Genomic DNA, 14276 nt, shown 5'->3' with positions numbered 1-14276 from the left:
TTCTTTCATAGATGTTTCTAGAGAGTTTCCGATCGCGATCGCGCCGCCACCCAGAAGAAAAATTGTTCTTCTACAGAGTCTTCATCCCGCGCTTGCACGCGCCTACGTTAATAATCCTCAGTCCAATTTTCCTAGCCCTTCAGGCACCGAGCATCGGTGCCTATCTCTTTTTTCTTATCTTCCCTCAGCGCTCGGTTGACGACTCGCCACTGGCATACCGCTTGAGTTAAACTCAAAGTTAGGAAGGCGAATCCATCAGGATTCGTCCAGAGACTTCTTGGAATATAGTGTTCGCAGGAAGTGGGGCAGCACCCACTTTTTTTATTGGAGTTTTCCAATGACTCATCCCCTGATTCCACAAATTATTGATTTAGCAGCGCCAGTGGCAGAAGCCTTGGACTTGGAAGTAGTCGGGGCGGTTTTTCACACCAACCAACGCCCACCCGTGCTACGCGTGGACATCCGGAATTGCAACGCTGACACAGGGCTGGATGACTGCGAACGAATGAGTCGGGCATTGGAGGCTGCTTTGGATGCAGCGGATTTCATTCCTGATGCCTATGTCCTGGAAATTTCTAGTCCCGGTATTTCGCGTCAGTTGACGACAGATCGGGAATTCATCTCCTTCAAGGGATTTCCCGTAATTGTCACCACATCCGAACCCTACGAAGGTCAGCAAGAGTGGACAGGGCAACTGATTCGTCGGGATGAAGAGGGTGTTTACCTCAACCAGAAAGGTCGAGCGATCGCCATTCCCCGCCAAATGGTCAGCCGAGTGCAGCTGGATGAAAAACGGTAATTGAGCTGTCAGCTTAGTAGTTAGTCGTCAGTGGTTCGCAAGGAAGTTGCCACTTGACCACTGACCGATTACCAATTACCAGTTACCAATTACCAATAGCAATTAGCGAGGTTTTTTTATGTCAATGGTTAGTCTACGCGGACTTAAAGAGCTAATCGATAAAATTAGTGTAGAGCGCAATTTACCCAAAAGTGCCGTACAAGCAGCCCTACGAGAAGCTTTATTGAAAGGATACGAGCGATATCGTCGTACCCAGAACCTCGACAAACATCATTTTGATGAAGAGTACTTTCAAAACTTTGAAGTCGAACTCGACCTAGAACAAGAAGGAGAAGAAGGCTTCCGCGTTTTGGCGACCAAGACCATCGTTGAAAAGGTGAGTAGTGGCGATCATGAAATTGGTCTAGAAGAAGTGCAGAAAGTCGCGCCTGAAGCAGCGATTGGCGACACGGTGGTTTTAGATGTGACCCCCGATCAAACTGAGTTCGGTCGCATGGCAGCAATTCAGACCAAGCAAGTGCTATCGCAAAAACTGCGAGATCAGCAGCGCAAACTCGTCGCAGAAGAGTTCCAAGAACTGGAAGGAACCGTTTTGCAGGCGCGGGTACTGAGATTTGAGCGGCAATCCGTGATTCTAGCTGTCAGTAGTGGGTTTAGTCAGCCAGAAGTAGAAGCCGACTTACCGAAACGGGAACAGCTACCCAACGACAATTACCGTGCCAATGCAACCTTCAAGGTATTTCTCAAAAAAGTACGCGAAGGCCCAGCGCGGGGGCCACAATTGCTAGTGTCTAGAGCTGCCGCAGGTTTAGTCGTTTATCTCTTTGCCAACGAAGTCCCAGAGATTGAGGATGAGGTGGTGCGGATTGTAGCAGTGGCGCGGGAAGCAAATCCTCCGTCTCGTCACGTTGGCCCGCGAACTAAAATCGCGGTCGATACCCTGGAGCGCGATGTGGACCCCGTCGGAGCTTGTATTGGTGCCAGAGGATCGCGGATTCAAGTGGTAGTGAATGAATTACGTGGCGAAAAAATTGATGTAATTCGTTGGTCGCCCGACCCATCTACTTATATTTCCAATGCTCTCTCGCCCGCACGAGTGGATGAGGTGCGTCTGATTAACCCAGATGCTCGTCAGGCTCATGTTTTGGTAGCGGAGGATCAATTAAGTTTGGCGATTGGTAAAGAAGGCCAGAATGTCCGTCTAGCAGCCCGCCTGACTGGTTGGAAAATAGATATTAAAGATATTGCCAAGTACGATTACGAAGCGGAATCTCGGAACATGGCAGCGATCGCAGCCGCTCGGCAAGCCCAAGAAGAAGCTGAATATGACGAAGCCGACGATGAACTCGAAGAACTGGAAAGACCGGCAGCAGTTTCTAGCTGGCAGCAGAACGGTGACGATTTTGATGATGTAGATGTAGATGAGGTGGAAACCACGGAAGTTTAGATTTGAGATTAAATCTTCAATCCAAAATCTACACTCCCCATTGCTTGAGATGGAACCAAACTACCGCCGTTGTGTGAGTTGCCGCCAAGTCGCGCCAAAATCGGCGTTTTGGCGAATTGTCAGAGTCTATCCGTCCCAGCAGTTACAATTAGATCGGGGGATGGGGCGATCTGCCTATCTTTGTCCCCAAGAAAGTTGTCTGGTAGCAGCTCAAAAAAAAAATAGGCTGGGCAGAGTGCTCAAAGTACCTGTTCCAGAAGCACTGTACCAAACCCTGTGGCAGCGCCTAGCTACTAAACTTGAAGGCTGCGATCGCTCCTTGTCAAGAAGCGAATCCAGCCCTCAAGAACGTTGCCTCCCATCCGCATCAGACCTAAAACAGCCGTCCGAATGAGATATTGTAGGAAAGAAGCCCAAAAAAAGCGACGTGCCCCAAATTGTAAAGATTTGTGCAAAATTAGAAATAGAAGTGTTTCACTATCCTTAGGGATAGGGAATTTACTTGGTGATAAACAGACTTCCCATAAGTAGCTTGGATATCATTAGTAGAAGTATAGGCAGCAAGTTAAAGCTTCACACCCATTAGGCAGTAAGCAAATGATCAACAAGTTGTCGTTCAAGCAGATGGTTATGGTGTAAAAACTGGTAGGATTCGAGGGGAAAGACTGGATGAACAACGGCAAAGTAAGAATTTACGAGTTATCGCGGGAATTGGATTTGGAGAATAAGGATATTCTAGGAATTTGTGAGCGGCTCAATATTGCAGTCAAGAGCCACAGCAGCACAATAACTGAATCGGAGGCGGAGAGTATTCGCTCGGCGGCAGAAAAACAGGCAGCAGCCCGACCAGCTTCACGTGCGCGGGCTCCAATGGATCAACGTAAAACAGCACCGCCAGCCGCTCAATCGGTGCGACCCCGGCTAGAAAACAAGCCGCAAATTCTGGAGATTCGTCAGCATAAATCTGGGTCTGGTTCTAACGCACCACAACAGCCGGGAGAACAGGTCGCGATTCCTCCCCAACCACCAGTAAGACAGCAGACGCCATCACCCATGAAGCCGACAAGTCTGAATAAACCAGTGCGTCCTAGCCAGCGGGATAATCCTCCTGTAGTAGAAGTAGTAGAAGCAGAAAAACTACAGGTAGACCCAGTAGAGGCTCCTCCTATTCCAGCTCCGAAAGCTGTTGAACCAGCTCCCCATCTGGTTGAACCTCCCATGCGACAAGCAGGGGAGCGTCCTGCGCCAAGTAATGTGGAGCGGCCTGTATTAAAACGTGCCAAGGTAGAAACAGCTACTAGCTCGCCTGTCAGCGCACCCCAAAGAGTAGGACCAGCGAGCGGGGCACCCGAAAGAACTAACGCCTCGGCTCCTCCGGCCCCCGTCAGAACGGAGCGACCTGCTGCCCCGGCTCCACCACGAGTTCCAGAACTGCACTCGCCCCCCCAAAGGCCAGTGCGACCTTCCATGCCTGTTGGTAGACGCCCAGGCGGTGCTGGTGACACGCAACTAGAACCTGGTTCCAGTCGCTCGAAGCTACTACGGGACGAAAATGATGAAGGTTTGGGAACGCCCGATACTCTGGGAGAAGAGGCAAGAAAACCGAATCCCCCCCGTCTCGTCGGTCCCAATAAGCGAAAACCTGAGTGGGAAGATGAGGAAGAAGAAAACCCAGATAAAGCAGGCAAGGCAGGTGCTAAAGCCAAGCGTCGGGTTCAACCCCTCATTGATGACGACGAAGACTTTGACACGGATTTAGAGGAATTGCCAGCAGCATTACAGGTGAGTCTATCTGTGGCTCGTCCTCCCAAGCAGCAGAAAGCTCGTCCAGCCAGCCCAGTCGTGGTGGCAGCGGAAAGAGAGAAGCGGAAGCCTCAAATGCAGCGCGGCGAAGGGCAAAGCAACGATCGCGATCGCCGTCGCGAACCTGCTGCTAAAGCAGAACGTCCGGAAAATCTGGTGTTAACGGGCAGTATGACCGTTCAAGAACTTGCTACGGCCTTAGCAGTTCAGGAAACAGAGATTATCAAAACTCTGTTCTTTAAAGGCTTTGCGATTAATATCACCCAAACCCTAGATATCCCAACCATCACAATGGTGGCGAAAGAACTGGGCGTAGAAGTGGAGACGCAAGAAGAACAAGCTGCGGCGACAAAAGTAACGGAGATGGTGACAGAGGAAGACCTCGATCACCTGCAACGCCGTCCGCCAGTGGTGACGATTATGGGTCACGTAGACCACGGGAAAACAACTCTGCTCGATTCCATCCGCAAAACCAAGGTAGCGCAGGGAGAAGCTGGGGGAATTACTCAGCACATCGGTGCCTACCATGTGGATGTGGAATATGAAGGAAAAACTCAGCAAGTTGTGTTCCTAGACACCCCCGGTCACGAAGCCTTTACAGCAATGCGGGCGAGGGGAACGCGAGTCACCGACATCGCTATTCTGGTGGTTGCAGCCGATGATGGCGTCCAACCCCAGACAATTGAAGCAATCAGCCACGCGAAAGCTGCTGAGGTGCCAATTGTCGTGGCGATCAACAAAGTTGATAAACCGGATGCCCAGCAAGACCGTGTGAAGCAAGAGTTGACCCAGTACGGTCTGCAACCCGAAGAATGGGGCGGCGATACCATCATGGTTCCCGTGAGCGCCATCAAAGGGGAAAACTTGGATACCCTGCTGGAAATGATTTTGATCCAGGCCGAAGTTTTAGAACTCTCTGCAAACCCAGACCGCGCAGCTAAGGGTACGGTAATTGAAGCCAATCTAGATAAGTCGAGAGGCCCAGTTGCTACCTTGCTGGTGCAAAATGGTACGTTGCGAGTTGGTGATGTCCTGGTAGTTGGCTCAGTATTGGGCAAAGTCCGGGCGATGATCGACGACCGGGGAGATCGGGTAACGGCAGCGGCACCATCGTTCGCGGTGGAAGTGTTGGGCTTGAGCGATGTCCCAGCGGCTGGCGATGAGTTTGAAGTCTATCCAAACGAAAAAGAAGGTCGCGCGATCGCAAGTGTCAGAGCCGACGAGCAACGCCAGTCACGCCTGCAACAGGTCATGGCATCCCGCCGAGTCACTTTGAATACCCTCTCAGCTCAAGCGCAGGAAGGCGATCTCAAAGAACTCAACTTGATTCTGAAGGCAGACGTTCAAGGTTCCGTAGAAGCTCTTCTGGGCGCGCTCGGACAGCTGCCACAAAATGAGGTACAAGTTCGGGTGCTGTTAGCGGCTCCTGGAGAAGTCACCGAGACAGACGTTGACTTAGCGGCTGCCAGTGGCGCTGTAATTGTTGGATTTAATACCACCCTTGCCAGTGGTGCGCGGCAAGCAGCGGATCAAGCAGGAGTCGATGTGCGCGAATACAACATCATCTACAAACTGCTAGATGATATTCAAGGTGCAATGGAAGGTCTGCTAGAACCGGAGCAGGTGGAAGAGCCTCTGGGTCAAGTCGAAGTCCGGGCTGTCTTCCCAGTCGGTCGTGGCTCCGTCGCTGGTTGCTATGTGCTGTCGGGTAAAGTGGTTCGTAACTGCCGAGTGCGGGTGCGCCGCAACAGTCAGATAGTTCATGATGGCGTCTTAGATTCCCTCAAGCGGATGAAAGAAGATGCCAAGGAAGTCAATGCTGGATACGAATGCGGCATCGGAGTCGATCGTTTCAATGCCTGGGTAGAAGGCGACATTATCGAAGCTTACCAAATGGTTAGCAAGCGCCGTACCCTCTCGCCAAATTAAGGCAAAAGTCAAAAGGCAAAAGTCAAAAGAAAGAAAAAAGGAAATAATCTCCTTTGCCTTTCTTCTGACTTTTGCCTTTTATTTTGCTTTTTGCCTTTTTACTACTTGTAATATGCGCTCTTTTTGGTTGGAACCGTTCTTGTGGATTCATCTTGCTGGTCTGGCGACAGTTCCCATTTGGTTGGAACTATGCTGGCTGGGTTTGGCAGTTGGCGATCCCGTGTTGCCGGTGTGGTTGGAACTTTTTTTGGTTGCCACTGTAGGTATTGCACCCATACTGTGGATGCAGTTGAGCCGTCCTTTTAACATTTTTAGCATCCTGGCAGTGGCCTTGAAGCCAAGTCAACTGACGCTTAACCAGCGACGCCTGTTGTCACAGTTCAAGTCCCCTACGAACCAATTATTAGCCGTTCTGGCAGCTGGTTTCATGCTGTGGGTATTGTGGCTAATCTATCAAGCAGCACCCCTAGCGGCAACTGTTACACCACTTCCCCCAGAGTGGCGGTTCGCTGGACTGCTAGTAGCGTCACTGGCATTTCTGGCAAGCAATTTGTTCTTGCAGATACCGCTGAGCGTGGCGCGAGTCCTTTTGACTAACGAAGCGGCATTTTCTGCTACGCAACCCTGTTCAGCAGAAGAAATTCCGCAACAATTTACAATTCCGGGACTACAGGTAAATCAAATCTTACCTTCGGAAATTTCCGAGACATCGGCGATATCAGCCAACTCTGTAGAACCAATAAATGCAGGAATAGAAGCCCCAGCGTCCTCCGACTAATCTAAAAAAGAGATTTTTCTTCAAGGTTCTTGGTTTTTCAGCACATGGGTGTCTATGTAGAAAAGCTTTCAGCAACTGGCGTACCCCAAAAAGTTTTGGCTGGTTGACTAGCAAGATGTTACTGACAGCACAAATCCCCCCAACCTAACTGCGTTATCCTAAGAATAGACATAGAAATTTGTTAAATAGTCATCAGCGGGCAGTCAATTTTAAAGATTAGATTTAGAGATTAGATTTTAGAGTGGGTTGTCAATCCATAATCTAAAATCAAAATCTAAAATAGAATTGCTGAAGGCTGATAGCTGAAAACTCCTTGTTCCCTTAATTTAAGGTGCATATGATCAGGTTTCCTGCTTCATCAACCAGCCAATTCTCCGGCAATACCAAAATCTGGGAAAGCCTCAAACAAGCGATCGCATCCAGTTCTGGGTTTCAGCGCTGGGAGATAGAACACCCGTTGGATAACGACCGCCTTCAGGAGTTCAACCTTGATTATCGGGTTCGCCGGTATCTGCGCGAAACCCTAGAAACCCTTGCTTATTAGTCATTCATTTGGCATCAGTCATTCGTTTAGTAGTGAGGAACGAATGACTGATCACCAACCGCTACTGACCAAGCCTGATTAAATCACTTAGATTGGGCAATCCCTGTCCCAATCGCTTGAGTTTGCCAAAAACCTCAGCAAGGCGATCGCCCTCCACATGAACTTCTGAGGTTGGGTAATTTTCTAAAATTTCAATCAAGGTAATCTGATTGTCTGGAAGCGCTGAACTCATCACAGCTCCTCGCAAAGACTGAATGTTTGCGCCATTTCCGGGAGTATGAACCACGTCACTGACTTGACCCAAGACTAATTCCCCAATCTGGTTATTGAGTACCCGATCTAAAATGAGGGCATTCACCTTAACTTCTTGCGTTAGGGTTTTTCGCAAATCCTCAGGTTTTCTTCCTGCCATAGCCAAATAAGCACGTAGCGCTGGCGAAAGTTCACCCGTTTCAGCAAAAGTTGTGAGTTCGGGAACAGATACCGATTCCCTTAGAAAGCGGTACTTCAGCACGACTGTATTGGCAGCATCCGCACGAGAGGGGCTAAACAAAATACCCGTAGCGGCGGCTAAAGAGAACACGAAAGGTAGCGATCGCAGCAGTAGAGAGCGCATAAGGAACCTGAAAACAGCTTAGAGATAGCACAACTGTGCTATCTCTACTTTGACGATACTGGATGCCGATGGGTTGCATCCTCCTGCTCAAGTAACAACTGCTTTTGAATCATCCCTCTCGCCTGGATTAGCCTAAGCCAACGCTCTTAAATTTATAAAACCTCAGCCCTATGAGCATTTCAGGGTTTACATCGCCTGAATTTTCTTTGCAGGGGCAAGTTGCCATGTTGGGAACTGATAATATTCGCAACTTGTCATCAAACGTAATTGTGAATATTAATATTAGCGACGCAAGTGCATACACCAAGTATGTATAGCTTCCAGCGTAAAAAAATATCCCAATTGGTGAGTCTCTAAGTTACTAAATCGTACAGTTAATAATGCACATCAAAAGCATCAAACGTATGACACCCCAGGGTTTTCCCGATCGTTTCTCCCATTCTTCTAGCATCCGTTTCGCCAAACGTTTCGCTGGTGTCGTACCCGTCCGGGCGTCCCTGCTAAGCGCTTTGTTACTTTGGTCTGGCGGGGTCATGGCACTTCCTGCGGCTACCCTTACCCCGCCATCAACGCAGATAGCTCAACTTCCTGCAAGCGCGAACGTTGTCTACGTCAACCAATCCACGGGCAACGATACTGCCAGTGCTGGCACCAGTGAAAACACACCCTATCGCACTATCACCTACGCCCTCCAGCAAGCCCGCTCTGGCACAGTCGTACAATTAGCTCCAGGTTCCTACACGGCTGATACGGGTGAAGTTTTCCCCCTCCTTGTCAAACAAGGCGTCATTTTGCGCGGCGATGAGCAAAGCAAAGGGCAGACTGTAGCGATTATTGGCGGCGGCGGCTATGTTAGTCCCACCTTTTCCGGTCAGAACATTGCAATACGAGCAGAGAAAGACAGTGAAGTCAGAGGATTGACCATCACTAACCCGAATCGTCGGGGAACTGGACTGTGGATTGAATCTACCAATGCAACAGTCAGCAACAACACCTTTTCGAGCAACGACCGGGAAGGAGTTTTCGTCACCGGGACAGCTACCCCCAAAATTGAAAGCAATATCTTTACCAGAAATAAGGGGAATGGCATTTCAGTCGCTAAGACAGCGCAAGGAGAAGTCCGCAACAATCTGTTTCAAGAGACGGGGAATGGGATTGTCCTAACTGAGACGGCATCGCCTTTGCTCGCAGACAACCGCATTGTCCAAAACGTTGATGGAATCGTCGCCTCCAACTCCGCTGCCCCAGTCCTGCGTAACAACATTATTGAGGCAAACACGCGGTATGGAGTCGTAGCAAGCGGAGATGCCCAGCCCAATTTAGGGACTCAAGAGAATCCTGGGCAAAATCGGATTCGCAACAATGTTCGTTTCGATGTTGCCAACCTAACGCGCACGAATACTATCATCGCGGTCGGCAACGATATTGATTCTAAGAAGATTTCCGGGCGCGTGGATTTTGTGGCGACGTCGATACCTAGCGGTGGTTTTGCCGATGTTCAAGGGAACTGGGCGCAAGCCTATATCGAAGCTTTAGTTGCTAAAGATGTAATTGCTGGTTTCCCTGATGGGACTTTCCGCCCCAACGAACCTGTCACCCGCGCTCAGTTTGCCGCGATTATCAACAAGGCTTTTTCACCAGCACAGATACAGCCTGGGATTAATTTTGTCGATGTCAAAACTAATTATTGGGCTTATCAAGCGATTCAAAGCGCTTACCGGGGAGGCTTTTTGTCTGGGTATCCGGGTCAAGTTTTTAGAGCCGAACAGCGCATTCCCAGAGTGCAGGTTTTAGTTTCTTTAGCGAGTGGTTTGAAGTTGCGCTCTGAGGATACAAATGTACTGTCTGTTTACAACGATGCCACCCAGATTCCTAGCTGGGCCAGCACAGCGATCGCTGGCGCAACTCAGAAACAGCTGGTGGTCAACTATCCCACACTGGCTCAGCTCAATCCTAGTCGTGATGCCACCCGTGCTGAAGTCGCCGCTTTTGTCTACCAGGCGCTGGTGAATGCCGGTCGTGCTGAGGCGATTTCTTCACCTTATCTAGTCAAGGCTCCATAATCGCGACTCAACGTTAAGATGTATCGCGCCAGTTTTCCAATTACTGGATGCTGGCGCTCGATCGGTCGTATAATAAAAGTTAACCATCAGTAGACTGCTGATCGTTAACCTCAAAATGCGGGTATAGTTCAGTGGTAGAACGTCACCTTCCCAAGGTGAATGTCGTCGGTTCGAGTCCGATTACCCGCTTTTCTTGTACAGTGACTAATTAATTGTCATCAGTGACAGATTGCTGTCGTTGTGACTAATTGTGTGTCGTTGTGACAAATTAATGTCGCTAAAGTAGTAGTGACAAATTAGTGTCGTCTTGATGCATAAAAACACCTGAACAAAAAAATGCCAGATTGGGAAGCTGACGTTCCTTTCAATCCACTCTAGCACTTGTAAGTTTTGTTAAGTATAGTTGTTAAAACCATGAGTAGGAAGAGGAATGGTTGCATTAAAAATTATCAACCCACCCCTAGGTGGGATGGTCGTTGAAACTTCTGGCTGTTGCTGCCAACCCGCAACTGTACCATCCTTTCAGCCCACCCCTAGGTGTGATGGTCGTTGAAACTAGAAGAAAAGCTTGCCTATACCCAAGGCACTTTAGACTTTCAAAGCACCCCTAGTTGGGATGGTCGTTGAAACTCGAGTGTGGGCGAGGAGTGGCATTTTAACTCGGTGTCTTTCAAACCACCCCTAGTTGGGATGGTCGTTGAAACTTCGCCTTTTTGAACTTGGCGAACTTCTTTGATGACTTTCAAACCACCCCTAGTTGGGATGGTCGTTGAAACCAAGGAAAGTGCTAAGGCAACAGAAGAGCTTTATAACTTTCAAACCACCCCTAGTGTACAGTGACTCATTAATTGTCGTCGTTGATAGATGAATGTCGCTTTGACAATTAGGGATGTCGTTAAGGCTAAATCATCCAATTTGCCGAAATGATTCGCAGTGGCTTGGGCAGTTGAGGCAGTGGCAGGCATTTTTACAAGGCGACTTGGAATATCGAAAAAAACCTCAATTGGGATTCAAGTTTTCTGACGCCGTTGGCTGAAATTGGAATTTCTATGTAAGGCTTGGCAACTTGCGACAGAGAACTTAGCCCGAAAAGTGAGAGTAGAGGCTAGCGATCGCGCACAATAACAAAGCTTCTGTCCACTCTACAACTGCCCCGTAGGTATCGCCGGTATGACCGCCTAGCTGGCGGTGAAACCAGACTCCTGTTAAAAACGCGATCGCGCATCCTGCGGCGGCTGTTCCCACCGCTGCGGGCCACCGAGTCGGCGATAGGACGATCTGTAATCCCATCAGGGCAAATAGCACCAGCAATCCCAGCAGGATGTCTTGAGGCGTCCGAATGGATTCTTTATGGAAGGCACCTTTACCCTCCGCTTTGAGGTAAGGATAGCAAGCGATCGCTACTACTTGTCCCCAGCGCCCCCATCCAGCCGCTACCATTAGCGCCGACCACCGATAAGATTCTAAATCACTCAGAGCAGATGTTTTTAATAACAGCAGCGCGATCGCTGCCATCGCCCCAAACGCACCCATGACGCTATCTGCCATCACCTTTAGACGCCGCTGCCGTTCGCGTAGCTTGTCCGAAGAAAAATCCTGCACTGCCAGTCCATCTGCTGTATCCATAGCCCCATCCAGATGCAGACCCCCGGTGAGGGCAATCCAAGCAACAACGACCATTGCAGAGCGAGTCAGCATTGGGACACCCAGCAGTTGAAAACAAGTATCCAGAAGAGCGAGTAACCCTCCAATAAATAAACCCACCAAAGGTGCCCAACGCGCAATGCCGCGAAATTCTAATGTCCATCCAGATGGAATCGGAATACAGGTGTAAAACGCGATCGCACCCAGAAATCCTTTCCAAAATGAGAAAATTTGCACCACAAACAAACTTAATGACTTTTCAATAACAAATTCAGCAGATTAGCGTATGAACAGGGGAGAAATGTTGGGCTAAGATTGTCTCGTAGCAGTTCCGATTGCCATAGGCGTATGCCGTTAGGCTCCTCGCGCTTTGCTGAGTGTTCGCGTTCGCCATAACCGTCGAATGCGTATGCCGTAAGGATTCGGATTCTTGCCCAAAGCGCGTATACCATTAGGTTATGAAAGCTACCTACTTCCCTAAGTAGTGTATATCGCATTATTCTGTTGCATCTACGCAGCGACCAGGCAAGATCGGGCTTGTTTGAACCAGAGGCTGTTCCCATGACTTATGACCAATCTCCGCCCCACTTACCGGCTCCATGTATTATTGACAGCGGCATTATTGTTAATAAACAAGATATGCGACGACTGTTGACCGATCTAGGTCGCGTTCGCTACATCCACACCCTCGATGGCAAAGTTCAGAGCGAGGGCGAAGGATGCGTACTGGACGTATTTGCTGAACCACAGCGGTCTACGATGATTGCTAACCAGGCAATCTATCTTAACGTCCATAGTTTTGATTATCTGCAACTGCACCAGTCGAGCGAACAGGAATCTTATTTTGACTTGATTCAAGATCATCGTCAGTTACGTTTGATACCACTTTCTAGCCCACTCCAAGAGCAAAGCACGCCGATCATTAACGCCGCTGCTTTAGAGGCAATGGTGACACAAGTTCTGTCTGCTAAGTGGGATGTCCAACTTGACGACGACGATTGCTTATTCTAAGTAATCTTTAGTTAGGAAGTCGTTAGTCATCAGTCATTAGTCAATAAAAATCGACTAATCATCTAAAAACTAAAGACTAAAGACTATTGTTAGTAGGACTCGCAGCTAAAGTAAGTGGGATTTTCGTTTCAATGTCAGGCGCGTTGTCGCCATACGCAGGCACGAGCCGGGACTTTTTTGACACCACATGGCTTAGTAGAAACACCTAAGTTTATGCCGGTAGGGACGCTGGCGACTGTCAAATCTGTGACAATCGATCAGCTGGAGGCAACGGGTGCCCAAATGGTTTTGGCGAATACCTTTCACCTCCACTTGCAACCTGGAGAAGCAATTGTGGCGGGTGCAGGTGGGCTGCACCGCTTTATGGGCTGGAAGAAGCCGATGCTGACAGATTCTGGCGGCTTCCAGGTGTTTAGCTTGAGCGAGTTGCGGAAAATTACTGAAGAGGGTGTAACTTTTCGCTCTCCCCGCGATGGGCGGATGATTCATCTAACGCCGGAGCGGTCAATCCAAATTCAGAACGAACTGGGAGCAGATGTCATTATGGCATTTGATGAGTGTCCGCCTTATCCAGCGGAGCGCTCAGAAGTCATGGCGGCAACAGAGCGGACTTATCGGTGGCTGGAACGATGTATAAATGCTAACCAACGTCCGAATGAGCAAGCTTTGTTTGGGATTGTTCAAGGTGGCGTTTACCTGGATTTGCGAGTTGCGGCTGCTGAGTCATTAGCGGAGTTAAATTTGCCAGGATACGCGATTGGCGGCGTCAGCGTGGGAGAACCGGCGGAACTGATTCACCAGATTGTGCGGGCGACTGCGCCAGTGTTACCCGCCGAAAAGCCTCGTTACCTGATGGGTGTGGGCACTTATCGAGAAATGGCACAAGCGATCGCTGCGGGTATCGATTTATTTGACTGTGTGATACCCACTCGCTGGGCGCGTCACGGTACTGTGATGGTACAGGGAGAACGCTGGAATTTGAAAAACGCTCAGTACAGAGAAGATTTCAGTTCCCTGGATGCGAGTTGTCCTTGCTACACCTGCCAGAACTTCAGTCGCGCTTACTTGTGTCATTTAGTGCGAACGCGAGAAATCCTCGGTTACACCTTACTCTCAATTCACAACATTACTGAATTGATTCGGTTTACCCAACGAATCCGGGAAGCAATTTTAGGCGATCGCTTTGTCACGGAATTTGGTCACTGGCTAGACACTCCAACAGAATAATTAAAAATTAAAAAACTTTAAGCATGAGCGTAAACGTCTTTCGGATCGAGTCGGCCTTTTTAGAGATAGCGATCGCAATTTTGGGGAATTTTAGCGATCGAGGATCGTTAAGAGCGATGTTAAGAGCGATCGCCACCGTTTAGTAAAAGTAAATTTTCCATGTAGGCTGAAATCGCGTCCAGCTAACAGCCGAGTCATGTTAAGATACTTGTCAATTCTTAAAACTGTGTTGGAAAGGTGGATTTTAAATATGGAAGCAGCACTGCTGTTGGCAAAACTGCCGGAAGCTTATTCCTTCTTTGACCCCCTGGTAGACGTTCTCCCGATCATCCCCGTGTTCTTCTTGTTGTTGGCTTTCGTTTGGCAAGCATCTGTGGGTTTCCGCTAAACCCGAACTGCCAAAAAATTGAAAGGG

Annotated in this window: 14 protein-coding genes and 1 tRNA gene; 13 read left to right on the top strand and 2 right to left on the bottom strand. The window is 49.1% G+C overall.

Going from position 1 to position 14276, the window contains the following annotated elements; translation table 11 throughout:
• Positions 1 to 11 precede the first annotated feature (11 nt).
• The 7 genes from NC997_RS15875 to NC997_RS15845 all read left to right on the top strand — a co-directional run bounded on the left by NC997_RS15875 (position 12) and on the right by NC997_RS15845 (position 7300).
• Positions 12 to 230, top strand: a complete 219-nt coding sequence (locus tag NC997_RS15875; RefSeq protein WP_190413348.1) for a hypothetical protein — start codon at positions 12 to 14, stop codon at positions 228 to 230.
• Positions 231 to 337: 107 nt separating this feature from the next.
• Positions 338 to 799, top strand: a complete 462-nt coding sequence (gene rimP, locus NC997_RS15870) for a ribosome maturation factor RimP (protein ID WP_190413346.1) — start codon at positions 338 to 340, stop codon at positions 797 to 799.
• A 118-nt stretch (positions 800 to 917) separates the two neighbouring features.
• Positions 918 to 2246, top strand: coding sequence for a transcription termination factor NusA (gene nusA, locus NC997_RS15865; RefSeq protein WP_190529947.1), 1329 nt, complete (start codon positions 918 to 920; stop codon positions 2244 to 2246).
• A gap of 49 nt (positions 2247 to 2295) precedes the next feature.
• The gene (locus tag NC997_RS15860; protein ID WP_190427456.1) at positions 2296 to 2640 is read left to right on the top strand and encodes a YlxR family protein; all 345 of its coding nucleotides are present in this window, start codon (positions 2296 to 2298) and stop codon (positions 2638 to 2640) included.
• A 275-nt stretch (positions 2641 to 2915) separates the two neighbouring features.
• On the top strand, positions 2916 to 5978 hold the full coding sequence (infB, locus tag NC997_RS15855) for a translation initiation factor IF-2 (protein ID WP_190529945.1): 3063 nt from the start codon (positions 2916 to 2918) through the stop codon (positions 5976 to 5978).
• Positions 5979 to 6090: 112 nt separating this feature from the next.
• On the top strand, positions 6091 to 6756 hold the full coding sequence (locus NC997_RS15850; protein WP_190529943.1) for a low-complexity tail membrane protein: 666 nt from the start codon (positions 6091 to 6093) through the stop codon (positions 6754 to 6756).
• Between the two features lie 337 nt (positions 6757 to 7093).
• Positions 7094 to 7300 (top strand): hypothetical protein, encoded by a 207-nt coding sequence (locus NC997_RS15845; RefSeq protein ID WP_190413336.1) that lies wholly within the window; start codon positions 7094 to 7096, stop codon positions 7298 to 7300.
• A gap of 61 nt (positions 7301 to 7361) precedes the next feature.
• On the opposite strand, the gene NC997_RS15840 is transcribed toward NC997_RS15845, so the two are convergent.
• The gene (locus NC997_RS15840; protein WP_190529941.1) at positions 7362 to 7916 is read right to left on the bottom strand and encodes an alpha/beta hydrolase; all 555 of its coding nucleotides are present in this window, start codon (positions 7914 to 7916) and stop codon (positions 7362 to 7364) included.
• Positions 7917 to 8086: 170 nt separating this feature from the next.
• On the opposite strand from NC997_RS15840, the gene NC997_RS15835 reads away from it, so the two are divergent.
• The 3 genes from NC997_RS15835 (at position 8087) to NC997_RS15825 (ending at position 10168) form a co-directional block, all read left to right on the top strand.
• Positions 8087 to 8233, top strand: a complete 147-nt coding sequence (locus NC997_RS15835) for a hypothetical protein (RefSeq protein WP_190427467.1) — start codon at positions 8087 to 8089, stop codon at positions 8231 to 8233.
• A gap of 87 nt (positions 8234 to 8320) precedes the next feature.
• On the top strand, positions 8321 to 9979 hold the full coding sequence (locus NC997_RS15830) for a DUF1565 domain-containing protein (RefSeq protein ID WP_190529939.1): 1659 nt from the start codon (positions 8321 to 8323) through the stop codon (positions 9977 to 9979).
• Positions 9980 to 10096: 117 nt separating this feature from the next.
• Positions 10097 to 10168, top strand: a tRNA-Gly gene (locus NC997_RS15825).
• 891 nt (positions 10169 to 11059) lie between these two features.
• Here NC997_RS15825 and cobS read toward each other — a convergent pair.
• Entirely contained in the window at positions 11060 to 11860 is an 801-nt protein-coding gene (gene cobS, locus NC997_RS15820) for an adenosylcobinamide-GDP ribazoletransferase (protein WP_347276162.1), read from the bottom strand.
• A 324-nt stretch (positions 11861 to 12184) separates the two neighbouring features.
• Here cobS and NC997_RS15815 point away from each other — a divergent pair, with 324 nt between their 5' ends.
• The 3 genes from NC997_RS15815 to NC997_RS15805 all read left to right on the top strand — a co-directional run bounded on the left by NC997_RS15815 (position 12185) and on the right by NC997_RS15805 (position 14249).
• Positions 12185 to 12634, top strand: coding sequence for a hypothetical protein (locus NC997_RS15815; protein WP_190432259.1), 450 nt, complete (start codon positions 12185 to 12187; stop codon positions 12632 to 12634).
• Between the two features lie 114 nt (positions 12635 to 12748).
• A complete protein-coding gene (gene tgt / locus NC997_RS15810; RefSeq protein WP_190432257.1) occupies positions 12749 to 13861 on the top strand; it encodes a tRNA guanosine(34) transglycosylase Tgt in 1113 nt (370 codons plus the stop codon).
• Positions 13862 to 14111: 250 nt separating this feature from the next.
• Positions 14112 to 14249: a photosystem II reaction center protein K gene (locus NC997_RS15805; RefSeq protein ID WP_190413748.1), complete on the top strand. Its 138-nt coding sequence runs from the start codon at positions 14112 to 14114 to the stop codon at positions 14247 to 14249.
• Positions 14250 to 14276 lie beyond the last annotated feature (27 nt).

It is taken from the genome of Trichocoleus sp. DQ-A2 (genome assembly GCF_039961915.1).
Classification (GTDB): Bacteria; Cyanobacteriota; Cyanobacteriia; order Cyanobacteriales; family FACHB-T130; genus FACHB-T130.
The sequence above is the reverse complement of the archived record's forward strand: the minus strand, read 5'-3'. Positions and strand labels throughout refer to the sequence as shown.

Bases quoted from the DNA above. Each gene is read 5' to 3' on its own strand.
- NC997_RS15840 (WP_190529941.1), bottom strand. From the start codon at position 7,916: ATGCGCTCTCTACTGCTGCGATCGCTACCTTTCGTGTTCTCTTTAGCC.
- NC997_RS15860 (WP_190427456.1), top strand. From the start codon at position 2,296: ATGGAACCAAACTACCGCCGTTGTGTGAGTTGCCGCCAAGTCGCGCCA.
- NC997_RS15830 (WP_190529939.1), top strand. From the start codon at position 8,321: ATGACACCCCAGGGTTTTCCCGATCGTTTCTCCCATTCTTCTAGCATC.
- NC997_RS15835 (WP_190427467.1), top strand. From the start codon at position 8,087: ATGAGCATTTCAGGGTTTACATCGCCTGAATTTTCTTTGCAGGGGCAA.
- infB (WP_190529945.1), top strand. From the start codon at position 2,916: ATGAACAACGGCAAAGTAAGAATTTACGAGTTATCGCGGGAATTGGAT.
- NC997_RS15805 (WP_190413748.1), top strand. From the start codon at position 14,112: ATGGAAGCAGCACTGCTGTTGGCAAAACTGCCGGAAGCTTATTCCTTC.
- NC997_RS15875 (WP_190413348.1), top strand. From the start codon at position 12: ATGTTTCTAGAGAGTTTCCGATCGCGATCGCGCCGCCACCCAGAAGAA.
- rimP (WP_190413346.1), top strand. From the start codon at position 338: ATGACTCATCCCCTGATTCCACAAATTATTGATTTAGCAGCGCCAGTG.
- NC997_RS15815 (WP_190432259.1), top strand. From the start codon at position 12,185: ATGACTTATGACCAATCTCCGCCCCACTTACCGGCTCCATGTATTATT.
- NC997_RS15845 (WP_190413336.1), top strand. From the start codon at position 7,094: ATGATCAGGTTTCCTGCTTCATCAACCAGCCAATTCTCCGGCAATACC.
- NC997_RS15850 (WP_190529943.1), top strand. From the start codon at position 6,091: ATGCGCTCTTTTTGGTTGGAACCGTTCTTGTGGATTCATCTTGCTGGT.
- nusA (WP_190529947.1), top strand. From the start codon at position 918: ATGTCAATGGTTAGTCTACGCGGACTTAAAGAGCTAATCGATAAAATT.